This window comes from Nocardia sp. NBC_01730 (assembly GCF_035920445.1).
Taxonomy (GTDB): domain Bacteria; phylum Actinomycetota; class Actinomycetes; order Mycobacteriales; family Mycobacteriaceae; genus Nocardia.
In genome coordinates this window covers 15033-27234 of the sequence record NZ_CP109162.1, presented here as the reverse complement: position 1 = coordinate 27234, position 12202 = coordinate 15033, and the positions used below count along the sequence as shown (strand labels likewise).

The window sequence follows — 12202 nt, the reverse complement described above, 5'->3', positions numbered from 1 at the left end:
CGAGGTCAGGTGGCCGTCGGCCAGCGCAATACACCGGTGCGGATGTCGTCGACGACCGAGTCGATCCAGTCCAGTTCGGCGCGGGCCAGGGCAAGCGCGTATTCGGCCTCGATGACGAACAGGCGCGGAACGTCGCCCCTCAGCACCTCGGCGAGTCGCTCGGCGTCCGCGGCGGTACGTTCGCGCAGTCGCGCGGAACGTTCAGCGAGGGCAGCGACGGCGCCGTCCGAGCCGAGGGCGCCGAGGTAGGCGACCGCACCGAGGAAGCGGGAGAACTCGCGGCCCGGATCGCGGATCTGGGCATCCAACCGCCGCACGAGTTCCTCACTCCCCGCGTCGGTCAGCGCGTAGACCGTCCGCTCCGGGCGGTTGCCGGAGCGCTCCTGGTCCTGGGCCGCGATCCATCCGACGTCGGTCAGAGCCCGTACCACGGTGTAGAGCGAGCCGCGATTGATCGCGACCGCGTAGTCGTCACTGCGTCCCCGCAGATCGGCGAGCATCTGATGCGGATGCGACGGCCGTTCCAGTAGCAGGCCGAGCACCGCGAGCACGATCGGGTTGTCGAGTGTCCGGCGGGGCATAATCTATCTATATCAGTCTAAATAGACTATTTGCAAACGCGGCTGCCGCCGAGGCGGACAACACGAGGCCCCGAGGAGCGAACTCCCCGGGGCCTCGTGGCAGTGGACTATTTCCTGGAACGATCCCGCTTCTCCCGGACCCGCACCGAGATGCGGACAGGCGAGCCGTCGAAGCCGAACTCCTCGCGCAACCTGCGCTCCAGGAAGCGGCGGTAGCCTGCCTCCAGGAAGCCGGTGGTGAACAGCACGAATGTCGGCGGCCGCGTGGTCGCCTGCGTGGCGAACAGCACGCGGGGCAGCCTTCCGCCGCGCATCGGCGGCGGAGTCGCGGCAACCACGTCCTTCAGCCAGGTGTTCAGTTTGCCCGTCGAAATCCGCTTGTCCCAGGATTCCAGCGCGGTCTCCATGGCGGGCACCAGCTTCTGCACCGCGCGACCGGTGTGCGCGGAGATGTTCACCCGCTGCGCCCACGGCACCCGGATCAGATCCCGATCGACCTCGCGCTCCAACTGCAGACGACGGTCCTCGTCGACCAGATCCCACTTGTTGAACGCCAGCACGAGCGCGCGTCCCGAGTCGGCGACCATGCTGATCACCCGCAGGTCCTGCTCGGTGATCGGCTGCGAGGCGTCGATCAGCATGATCGCCACCTCGGAGGCCTCCAGCGCGGACTTGGTGCGCAGTGACGCGTAGAACTCGGTGCCGCTGGCGTTGGCGACCTTGCGGCGCAACCCCGCCGTGTCGACGAACTTCCAGATCTTGCCGCCCAATTCGACGAGGGAGTCGACCGGATCGACCGTCGTACCCGCCACATCGTGCACCACCGAACGCTCGTCGTCGGCCAGCTTGTTCAGCAGGCTCGACTTACCGACATTCGGCTTGCCGACCAGCGCGACGCGACGTGGTCCGGTACCGCCGGTTCCCTCCCGCGGGGTCTCCGGGAGCACCTGGAGCACGTCGTCGAGCAGATCGCCGGTGCCGCGGCCGTGTGCGGCGCTGACCATCCGGGGCTCGCCGAGACCGAGGGACCACAACGCCGCGGCTTCGGATTCCACACGCTCGTCGTCGACCTTGTTGGCGACCAGGATCACCGGAATCCGGGACCGACGCAGCCTCTTCACCGCCGCCTCATCGGTGGCGGTGGCGCCGACCACGGCATCGACCACGAGCAGGACCGCGTCAGCGGTCTGCATGGCCAACTCGGCCTGCCTGGCCACCGACTGCTGCAGCCCCTTCGCGTCGGGCTCCCACCCGCCGGTGTCCTGGACAAGAAAACGGCGGCCCGCCCAGTTCGCCTCGTAGGACACCCGGTCGCGGGTCACACCGGGAATATCCTCGACGACCGCCTCACGACGGCCCAGGATCCGGTTCACCAGCGTCGACTTACCCACATTCGGACGGCCGACGACGGCCAGCGTCGGCATCGCGACATGCGCCTCTTCCCCGAACTCACCATCGAGATCGGTCAGCTCCCAGTCGGATTCGTCGCTCCAGATACCGTCGCCGGCCAGCACATCCTCGCTCATCGGTCACCTCCTGCCCGGTTCGCCGAAAGCTGCTGCGCGACAACGTGGTACAGCTCGTCGATGACCTCGTCCATGGTCAGCTCGCTGGTGTCGACCAGCACCGCGTCCTCAGCAGGACGCAGCGGGGAGACCTTGCGTGTCGAGTCGAGGGTGTCGCGACGCTGCACGTCGGCGAGCACGCCCGAGAAGTCGTCGCCGCGGCCCTCGAGGATGTTCTGCTGGTTGCGCCGATGGGCGCGCGCCTCCGGGGAGGCGGTCAAGTAGATCTTGGCGTCTGCCTCGGGCAGCACTACAGTGCCGATGTCGCGGCCCTCCACCACGATTCGCTGCGCGGCCGTCGTGATATCGCGCTGCAACGCGACGAGCAGCTCGCGCACCTCGAGCACCGCCGAGACCGCGGAGACCGCCTTCGTGACGGCATCGCCGCGAACTTCCGACGCCACGTCCTCACCGTCGAGCTGGATCACCTCACGGCTGGGGTCGGTGCCGATGGACAGCGGCAATTCCTTGACCGCGGACGCGACGGCGGCCGAATCGGTGAGCTCGATGCCCGCGCGCAGCACACGCAGCGTCGCGACCCGGTACATGGCGCCGGTGTCGAGGTAGCGTGCGCCGAGCCGGGTGGCCAGGCGACGGGAAACGCTGGACTTGCCGGTACCGGAGGGCCCGTCCATGGCGACCACCAGCGGGCTCGTACCGGACATCCGCGCCGGCGCCTCGACCGGGACCTCCACACCGTTCACAACGACACCGCCTCGTAGAGTTTGCCGATTTCATCGCGGCCGAGCACACGCAGCGTGCCGGGCCGTTGATCGCCGAGCGCGACCGGACCGATATGGGTGCGCACCAGCCGGGTGACCGGATGGCCGACCGCGTCCAGCAGGCGGCGCACGATGTGCTTGCGCCCTTCGTGCAACACCACCTTCACCAGGGAACGTCCTTCCCCCAGCTCGAGCACCTGGAAACGGTCGACCCCGGCCGGCCCGTCCTCCAGCTCGACGCCGTCCTTCAGTCGTTTGCCCACCGCGCGGTTGACCTCACCGCTCACCGTCGCCAGGTAGGTCTTGGAGACCTCGAAGGACGGGTGCATGAGCCGGTGCGCGAGGTCGCCGTCGTTGGTGAGCAACAGCAGGCCCTCGGTGTCGGCGTCGAGTCTGCCGACATGGAACAGGCGCTGACCGGCGGCGATCCGCTCGGCCACGATGTCACCGACGCATGGGCGGCCCAGGTCGTCGGACATGGTCGACTGCCAGCCCTTGGGCTTGTTGAGCGCGACGTGCACCAACTCCTCGCGCACCATCACCCGCGTGCCATCGACCCGCACCACCGCGTGCTGCGGGTCGATGCGCAAGCCCTGCTCGCGCACGATGAGGCCGTCGACCTCGACGCGGCCCTGCGCGATCATCTCCTCAGCGGCGCGGCGCGAGGCGACACCGGCCTTGGCGAGCACTTTCTGCAGCCGCTCGCCCTCACCCCATGGCAGCTTCGCGGGGGCGGCCTCGGTGGGATCCACGTTCTGGCGACGGGCGGGTTTGGCGTTGCTCAGCAGTGTGGGCTGCGCGACCTGGCGTTGCGGCTTCGGCTTCTTCTTGCCGGTCGGGGTGGGCTGGGCGCCGTGCCGCGGCGAGTTCGCGGCCTGGGCGGTACCTCGTCCCGCGCCACTGCCCTGTTGGGCACCACGAGTGGTATGCCCTCGTTGCGCTGAACGGGCGTCGCGTGCGCCTGCGCCGCCCCGTTCGGGCTGGGCGCCGCGTTTCTTACGATCCGGTGTGCCATCTCGGCGAGCGGGGGTATTCATGTTGTCCTGTCACTGTTCGGTGCCGAGATCCAAATCGGCCTCGGCGGGTTTCTTCAACCTGGTGTACCGGGGGTCGGTCTCCAAGCTCTCGTTGATCTCGTCGATCAGGTCGACGCCCGGAAGTAGGGGCGCCAGCGGCGGCAGGTCGCTCAGCGATGCGAGCCCGATCCGTTCCAGGAACAGTTCGGTCGTGCGGTACTGCGTCCCGTTGGTCTCCGGGTCGACGCCTGCCTCGGCGATCAAGCCCCTGGCCAGCAGCGTGCGCATCACCCCGTCGACGTTCACGCCGCGCACCGCGCTGACCCTGGTCCGGGTCACCGGCTGACGGTATGCCACCACCGCCAGAGTTTCCAAAGCCGCCCGTGTCAGTTTCGAACGGGAGCCGTCGAGCAGCATCCGTTCCACATACTGCGCGTACTCGCTGCGAGTATAGAAGCGCCAACCGTCACCTACGAAACGCAGATCGATGCCGCTGGACCGGGCGGACAGCTCCGCGGACATCACACGCAAGGTGGCCTCCACCCGCTCGGTGGTGTCGTTCAGGGCGGCCGCGAGCTGCTCTACCGGGGCCGGAGCGTCCACGATCAGCAGCATCGCCTCCAGCGCCGAGCGGAACTCGTGGTCGTCCAGCGGTTGCGGGGTGAGTTCCGCCACTGCCTCACTCACGACTGCGTCTCCTTGGTACTCGGCTCCGTCGTGCGCGACCGCGCACTGTGCCCTCGGCTCACTCCCGGACGCTCACTCACGGACGTGCCCCGCCGATGGCATTGTCGTTCTGCTCGCTCACCCGTAGTCCTCCTCGATAGTCACGGTGTCCACCTGTTCGGCGGCGTCGTCGCCGATCCAGCTGACCGACAGCGGGCCGAGCGGGTCAGGCTGGTCGAACTCGATCGCCTTGCCGCGATACAGCTCGAGCAGCGCCAGAAAGCGGGCGACGATCTGGACGGGTACCTCGCAGTCGGCGACCAGCTCACCGAAGGTGGTCCAGCAGCCCGCACCGCGCTGTTTGAGCCGCTCCAGCACGAGCGCCGCCTGTTCGGCAACCGAGATGGCATGCGTATGCAGGTGGTCGAGCCCGACCTTGGGCACCGGGCGGGGCCGGAAGGCCGCCGCGGCGATCACGGCGAACTCGACCGCCCCGACACCCAGCGTAACCTCGGGCAGCAGGTCGGCGTAGCGCTCCTCCAGTCCGACCGCGCGCGGATAGCGGCGCAGCGCAGCGGCCTCCAACTCGGCGAGCAACTCGGCGACCTGTTTGAACGCCCGGTACTGCAGCAGGCGGGCGAACAACAGGTCGCGCGCCTCGAGCAGTTCGAGGTCCTCGGTGTCGGTCATCTCGCCGGACGGCAGCAGTCGTGCCGCCTTCAGGTCGAGCAGAGTGGCTGCGACGACCAGGAATTCGGTGGTCTGGTCCAAGATCTTGTCCGCCCGCAACGTGTTCTGCCGCGCCATGTTCGCGGTCAACGCCTTGGTATAGGCGATGAACTCGTCGGTCACCTTGTGCAACGCCACCTCGGTGACATCCAGCTTGCGCGAGCTGATCAGGGTGAGCAGCAGATCGAATGGCCCCTCGAAGTTGCTCAGGCGCAGCCGGAATCCGGAGGACTGGTCGGGGCTTTCGTCTACGGGGGGCGTCTGCGCGGGAGTGCTGGCCGCAGGATCGGCCGTCGCTGTGCCGACGGATACTGTGGCTTTCGCACGGTGGGACGGTTCGACGCTTGCGCTCGCACCGCCGGGCTGCGGACGGCATGTCGGTTCGGCAGCCTCCATCTGTGGCTCCGGATCGACTACCTGCGGCGATCCCTGTGGTACAGCGTCCGGCGAATCCTCCGAAACAGCGTTGGTCGTCCTGTCCGGCACAACGTTCGGCAGATCCCCTGGCACCGCGTCAGGCAGGCCATCGCGCACAGCGTCGAGCGATTCCTCCAACGCGGCCGCGGGCACGCTGTTCGGCACAGCGGCAGGCAGGACGTCCGGCTCGGCGGCAGGCGCCACCGACGAATCACGCTGTTCTGCGGCGGTATCGCGCGCAGCCGCCGCTGTGAGGGACTCGGGTTCGGTCGTCGACGGTTCGTGCACCGACCTGCCCGGACTGGATGTGAAGGGCGGGTTCGCGGCCTCGTTGTCCGATTCGGTCCGCCCGCTGATGTCGCCCACGATCGCGGCGTTCGGGCGCAGCGTCGACGCGCCACGGCCCGCGTTGATATACGCTGCCGCTGCGTCGCCCAGCGCAGGAGAGCTTCCGGAAGCGGCGCGTTCGAGTGGTAATTCTGTGGGTTCGTCGGCAATCTCTGACACACCCGCATCGCACGCGCCACCATCCGGTGTGGGGGTCGCACCCGCGGCGGAAGCACCCGTGCCGGGTGTGTGGGTAGTTCTGGCGGACTCGGGGTCGGAAGAGCCGATCACCGGCCCGACCGGTGGATGACTTCCCGCGCCATCGCCCGATATGCTTCCGCCCCACCGGATTTCGGCGACCACGTGGTAATGGGTTCGCCTGCGACACTGGCGTCCGGAAAACGGACGGTGCGCGAGATCGCAGTGTCGTAGACCAGGTCGCCGAACACCTCGACGACTCGCGCCATGACCTGGCGCGAATGCAACAGCCGAGCGTCGAACATGGTGACCACTATTCCGTACAGGCTCAGCCTCGGGTTCAACCGGTCGCGCACCTTCTCCACGGTGTCGTTGAGCAGCGCGAGCCCGCGCAGCGAGAAATACTCGCATTCCATCGGGATGATCACGCCGTCCGAGCAGGCCAAGGCGTTGACGGTGAGCAGGCCGAGCGAGGGCTGGCAGTCGATCAGAATGTAGTCGTAGCGGTTGCGCACGGGGTGCAACGCGCGACCGAGCGACTGCTCCCTGCCCACCTCGTTGACGAGTTGGATCTCCGCGGCGGAGAGGTCGATGTTGCTCGGAAGCAGGTCCATGTTCTCAACGCGGGTCTGCATCAGCACGTCGTCGATCGACACCTTGGAGCCGATGAGCAGGTTGTGCACAGTCGAGTCGAGATCGTGGTGGGCCACACCGAGTCCCGCGGACAGCGCGCCCTGCGGGTCCAGGTCGACGAGCAGCACTCGGCGGCCGTATTCGGCCAGTGCGGCGCCGAGGTTGATGGTGGAGGTGGTCTTGCCCACCCCGCCCTTCTGGTTGCACATCGCGACGACCAGGGCATCGCCGTGCCGGTCCAGCGGCGGCGGGTCCGGGACCAAGCGCAACGGGCGTCCGGTCGGACCGAGCGTCGTATCCTCCGGCACCGGCTCCATCCCGCTGCCCCACAGCGTTTCCGCCGCGGCGTCCGAGTACGGGCCCGGTCGCGGGCCCATAAGCGGCTCCGCCCCAGCACCCATCGGCGGCTTTGCCGCTCCGGCTGTCGTCACGATCCGCTGCTCCTTATACGTTCCTGCCCGTTGCCTCGCCGAGCGTAGCGAGGCCGATCTGGGCCCGACCTCGCTTTCGTACGGTCCAGCTCTCGATAGACGCTACAGCTTGGCGGCACTCGAGTGCCGCGCCTGCGCGCGGCGTGTTCGCCACGCGCTGGTCAGCGCCATTCCGGGCTTCCGTCGAAATAGACGTCGCACCCGTTGTGTTCGTCGTCGATGCTGCCCGGTCCGCCTCCCCACGCGATCCGGCCGAGTTGCCGGAAAGTGCTCGCAGCGGACGATACCCGCTGTTTGCGCCGCCGAGAACTCGGCGGTGCCGTCCGCCGCGGCGCACGGCGCCCGGCAGGACGACCAGTCGGGCCAACCAACACAACGTACTTCGCAGACACGGCTCGTCCTCGCACACGAGTAGCAGTCGAGCCCACTGTGCGAGGAAGTGAGCAGGTTCGCGACGTCGACCTCGCACGTCAGCGGGCACGGGGGTGGGCGGTGGCCCAGACTTCGCGCAGGATGTGGACCGTGACGAGCGTGTAGATCTGAGTCGTGGTCACCGACGCGTGGCCGAGAAGTTCCTGCACGACACGAACGTCGGCGCCACCGTCGAGCAGATGGGTGGCGAAAGAGTGACGCAGAGTGTGCGGCGATACCGCCGCTGCGATGCCCGCGCGTTCGGCGGCGCTCTGCATGACCTGCCAGGCGCTCTGACGGGACAGGCGTCCGCCGCGGACGTTCAGGAACAAGGCTGCGGCGTTGCCCTTTCCCTGCGCGGCGAGCGTCGGCCGCCCACGCACCAGGTAAGCGTCCACGGCGGCGAGGGCGGGACGGCCGATCGGAACCATGCGCTGTTTGCCGCCCTTGCCGCACAGCACGACCGCGCGCTCCTCGATGTCGAGATCGTCGACGTCCAGCCCGACCGTCTCCGAGATCCGGGCGCCGGTCGAATACAGCAGTTCCAGCAGCGCGCGGTCGCGCAGCCCGCGCGGTCCGCCGTCCGCACCCGCAGAGCCGTCCGGATTGTCCACGGGCGCACCGCCCGCGGCCTCCAGCAGTTTCCGCACCTGGTCGTAAGGCAGCGCCTTGGGCAGCCTGCGGCCTGGTGTCGGCGGCTTCACCGAATGCGCGACGTCGGTACCGGTCAGTCCCTCCGCCGCGGCGAAGCGATGCAGCCCGCGCACGGCGATCAGCGCGCGGGCCACCGAACTCGCCGCGAGCGGCGGATGGCTGCTTCCGCCGGCACGCAGCGCCATCGTGAACTGGGCTACGTCGGAGTCGGCGACCTGATCCAGCGAGCCGATGCCGCGCCCGGTCAGGAAGTCGAAGTAGCGGCCGAGATCGCGCCGGTAGGCGCCGAGGGTGTTGCGCGCGACGCCGCGCTCGACCGCGAGGTGATCGAGATACGTATCGAGCTCCCGCGCGAGCACCGTCGATCAGTCGTCGGACTTCTGCGCCGCAAGGCGGCGCAGGAACGCGGTGGGCTGCCCGACCCATGGCGCGTCCGCCGCCCGTAGCTCGATGCCGCCTGCCCGCGCGGCCGCCAGCGCGAGTACGCCGGAGACCGCGGTGGCGTTGACGATCTCCCCCGCCAGCGCCGCGCGGACGGCCGCGTCGACCGGCATCCGGACCACCTCGAGGTCGGCCTCCTCCAGCTCCGGTTCGGGGCGGTGGGTCTCGTGCAGGCCGCTGGCCAGGTAGACCCGCAGCGCCTCGTCGGTGAAGCCGGGCGAGAGCACCACGTCCACCAGCACCGCCCATTCCCGCGCGGCCAGCCCCGTCTCCTCGGCCAGCTCGCGCTGCGCTGCGACGAGCGGATCCTCGCCGGGAAGGTCAAGCAGACCGGCGGGCAGCTCCAGCAACCGTCTGCCGATCGGATGACGGTACTGGTTGATCAGCACCACGTTGTCGTCATCATCGATCGCGGCGACGGCGACGGCCCCGTGGTGCTCGATCACCTCACGTTCGACGACCCGCCCGCCCGGCATCGACACCTGGTCGAGCCGCAGCGCCAGGATGGCGCCGCTGTAGACGGTCTCGGTGGATACGGTCTCGAAGTCGTGGCTGCCTGGTTCGGCAGCTCCCCCGTCGGTCATGCCGCTATCCCTATTCCGTCGCACCCGCGAGTTCTTCGCCCGGAATGTCGACCGGGAGTTGTTCGGCCGCTTTGTATTTCAGCGCCGCCGAGACGAGTGCCGCGAACAGCGGGTGCGGGCGGGTCGGGCGACTCTTCAACTCGGGGTGGGCCTGGGTGGCGACGAAGAACGGGTGCACGTCGGCGGGCAACTCGACGAACTCGACCAGATGCCCGTCCGGCGAGGTGCCGCTGAACTTCAGGCCGCTCTCGGCGATCTTGTCACGGTAGGCGTTGTTCACCTCGTAGCGGTGCCGGTGGCGCTCGGAGACGTGCTCGCTGCCGTAGGCGTGCGCGACGACCGAGCCCTTCGCCAGGGTCGCGGGGTAAGCGCCGAGCCGCATGGTGCCGCCGAGATCGGCCTCACCGGCCACGGCCTGCTCCTGGTCTGCCATGGTGGAGATGACCGGATGCAGTGTGTCGGGCTCGAACTCGGCAGAATTGGCCTCGGTCAGGCCGACGGAGCGGGCCGCTTCGATCACAATGCACTGCAGGCCGAGACACAGGCCGAGCAGCGGAATGCCGCGGGTGCGCGCGTACCGGATGGCGCCGACCTTGCCCTCGATGCCGCGGATGCCGAAGCCTCCGGGGATGAGCACCGCGTCCACGTCGCGCAGCGCGTGCTGCGCGCCCGCCGGAGTCTCGCACTCGTCCGAGGGCACCCAGCGAATGCTGACCTTGGCGCGCGAGGCGAATCCGCCCGCACGCAGCGCCTCGGTGACCGAGAGGTAGGCGTCGGGCAGGTCGACGTACTTGCCGACGAGCGCCACCTCGACCGTCTCACGCGGCGAGTGCACCCGATCGAGCAGGTCGCCCCATACGGTCCAGTCCACGTCGCGGAACGGCAGCCCGAGCCTGCGCACTACGTAGGCGTCCAGTCCTTCACGGTGCAGCACGCGGGGGATGTCGTAGATCGACGGCGCGTCCGGGGTGGAGATGCAGGCGTCCACCTCGACATCGCACATCAGCGCGATCTTGCTCTTCAGCGCCTGCGGGACCTCACGGTCGCAGCGCAGGATCAGCGCGTCGGGCTGGATACCGATGTTCCGCAGCGCCGCCACCGAGTGCTGCGTCGGCTTGGTCTTGAGCTCGCCAGAGGGCGCGAGGTAGGGCACCAGCGAGACGTGCAGGAAGAAGACGTTGTCCCGGCCGACGTCGTGGCGGATCTGGCGGGCCGCCTCCAGGAACGGCTGCGACTCGATGTCGCCGACGGTGCCACCGATTTCGGTAATCACCACGTCCGGGGCGTGCCCCTGCAGATCCGGGCCGCTCATCGCGAGGATGCGGCTCTTGATCTCGTCGGTGATGTGCGGGATCACCTGCACCGTGTCGCCGAGGTATTCGCCTCGGCGCTCCTTGGCGATGACCGACGAATAGATTTGCCCGGTAGTCACATTCGCGTCCCGGGACAGGTCCCGATCGAGGAACCGCTCGTAGTGGCCGACGTCCAGATCGGTCTCGGCACCATCCTCCGTCACGAACACCTCACCGTGTTGGAAGGGGTTCATCGTGCCGGGATCGACGTTCAAGTACGGGTCGAGTTTCTGCATCGTGACGCGCAGCCCACGCGCCGTCAGCAGCTGACCGAGGCTGGAGGCGGTAAGACCTTTACCCAATGAGGAGGCGACTCCACCGCTGACGAAGATGTGCTTCGTGGCCGTTCGCGCCTGAATCCGTGTTTGACCCACGGGTCTTCACGGTAACACGAATCCGCCCGTCCGTTCGACGCCACGCATGTTTGCCACCCGATCGCCACAGCATCCTTCAGAGCCGGGCATCCGCTGCTGTGAGCCGGGTCGCCGGTCTCTCTGATCGGGCACGAATGCCAGCCGGAGAAACCGCCGGTTCAGCCGGGCAGGGCGGCGAGGGTGAGGGAGGTGGCTTTGGTGCCGGTGCCGTAGCGCCCCGCGCCGCCGTTGAGTTGTTCGCCGAGGCCAAGGACGGTGGTGACGCGACCGATTTCGCGGTCGAGATTGTCGACGGTGGTGACCTGGGCGGCGAGGGCCGCGTCGGTGCGGACGACGGCGATCGGGCCGGGACCTTCCGCGGCACCGGGGCGGCCCGCCAAGACCACGCCCGAACCACGGCCGCGCAGGGCCCCCGCGAAGCGGGCGATGTCGGAGCCATGAGCGGACTCGGCACCGTTTCCGGTGACCACGACGGCGAGCTGTGCGGGACGGACCGGCGTGTCACCGTAGGCGAGGAAACCGCCACCGCGCAGGGTCTCCAGGACCAGGCCTAGCTCCTCCGGGGTGCTGCGGGCTTGCCCGTCGACCGGGTCGAGCAGCAGGACCAGGCCGAGAAGATCGCCCGCCATGCTGCCCTGATCGACCGCGCCGGTGCGCAGCTGAGTGCCGGCGGGAATGACGTTGGTGACGGCGGTGCGCATCCGGTCCCCCTCGGCGGCGTCGACGAAGGCGTCGGTGAGCGCGATCCGTCCGGTCACCGCGACCCCGGACGTCTCCAGCGCCTTGGTCACTCCCTCGACGTCGCCGGGATCGGCGTCCTGCGTTGTGAACACCACGACGCTGCGGTCGGCGAGGGTGCTCGCCAGGATACGGCTGGACGATCCGGCGATGAAGCGATCGGCGGACGTCAGTTCATCGGCGAGCCGCCGACTGTGTTCGGCGAGCACGTCCACCTGTTGCCGGAGATCGGCCTTGTCCGCGCGTAACCCGGACAGCAGATCCGCCGCCAATGTCTGCGATCCGAGCACCACTCCGATCGCCAGGGCGAGAAAGATCCCCACGATCGAGATGGCATGTTGCCGCATCGAAACCATCATTCTC

General features: G+C 68.5%; 11 protein-coding genes. All 11 read right to left on the bottom strand.

The annotated features are described in order from the left end of the window. Positions 1 to 5 precede the first annotated feature (5 nt). A complete protein-coding gene (locus OHB12_RS00115) occupies positions 6 to 581 on the bottom strand; it encodes a PadR family transcriptional regulator (protein WP_327114963.1) in 576 nt (191 codons plus the stop codon). 107 nt (positions 582 to 688) lie between these two features. Further along, on the bottom strand, positions 689 to 2107 hold the full coding sequence (gene der / locus OHB12_RS00110; RefSeq protein ID WP_327114961.1) for a ribosome biogenesis GTPase Der: 1419 nt from the start codon (positions 2105 to 2107) through the stop codon (positions 689 to 691). After that, positions 2104 to 2811 carry a (d)CMP kinase gene (gene cmk, locus OHB12_RS00105; protein WP_327120808.1) on the bottom strand — a complete coding sequence of 236 codons (708 nt, stop codon included), beginning with the start codon at positions 2809 to 2811 and terminating at the stop codon, positions 2104 to 2106. The genes der and cmk overlap by 4 nt, the downstream gene beginning before the upstream one ends. Positions 2812 to 2846: 35 nt before the next feature. Next, the gene (locus OHB12_RS00100; RefSeq protein WP_327114959.1) at positions 2847 to 3905 is read right to left on the bottom strand and encodes a pseudouridine synthase; all 1059 of its coding nucleotides are present in this window, start codon (positions 3903 to 3905) and stop codon (positions 2847 to 2849) included. A gap of 9 nt (positions 3906 to 3914) precedes the next feature. Then, the gene (gene scpB, locus OHB12_RS00095) at positions 3915 to 4571 is read right to left on the bottom strand and encodes an SMC-Scp complex subunit ScpB (protein WP_327114957.1); all 657 of its coding nucleotides are present in this window, start codon (positions 4569 to 4571) and stop codon (positions 3915 to 3917) included. A gap of 117 nt (positions 4572 to 4688) precedes the next feature. After that, a complete protein-coding gene (locus OHB12_RS00090; RefSeq protein WP_442800057.1) occupies positions 4689 to 5675 on the bottom strand; it encodes a segregation and condensation protein A in 987 nt (328 codons plus the stop codon). A gap of 635 nt (positions 5676 to 6310) precedes the next feature. Beyond that, positions 6311 to 7171 carry a ParA family protein gene (locus OHB12_RS00085; RefSeq protein ID WP_327120804.1) on the bottom strand — a complete coding sequence of 287 codons (861 nt, stop codon included), beginning with the start codon at positions 7169 to 7171 and terminating at the stop codon, positions 6311 to 6313. Between the two features lie 584 nt (positions 7172 to 7755). Next, positions 7756 to 8709 (bottom strand): site-specific tyrosine recombinase XerD, encoded by a 954-nt coding sequence (gene xerD, locus OHB12_RS00080; RefSeq protein ID WP_327114955.1) that lies wholly within the window; start codon positions 8707 to 8709, stop codon positions 7756 to 7758. Between the two features lie 6 nt (positions 8710 to 8715). Next, on the bottom strand, positions 8716 to 9375 hold the full coding sequence (locus OHB12_RS00075) for an NUDIX hydrolase (RefSeq protein ID WP_327114953.1): 660 nt from the start codon (positions 9373 to 9375) through the stop codon (positions 8716 to 8718). 10 nt (positions 9376 to 9385) lie between these two features. Next, positions 9386 to 11101: a CTP synthase gene (locus OHB12_RS00070; RefSeq protein ID WP_327114951.1), complete on the bottom strand. Its 1716-nt coding sequence runs from the start codon at positions 11099 to 11101 to the stop codon at positions 9386 to 9388. Between the two features lie 158 nt (positions 11102 to 11259). Then, positions 11260 to 12195: a copper transporter gene (locus OHB12_RS00065; protein ID WP_327120802.1), complete on the bottom strand. Its 936-nt coding sequence runs from the start codon at positions 12193 to 12195 to the stop codon at positions 11260 to 11262. Between the last annotated feature and the right edge of the window lie 7 nt (positions 12196 to 12202).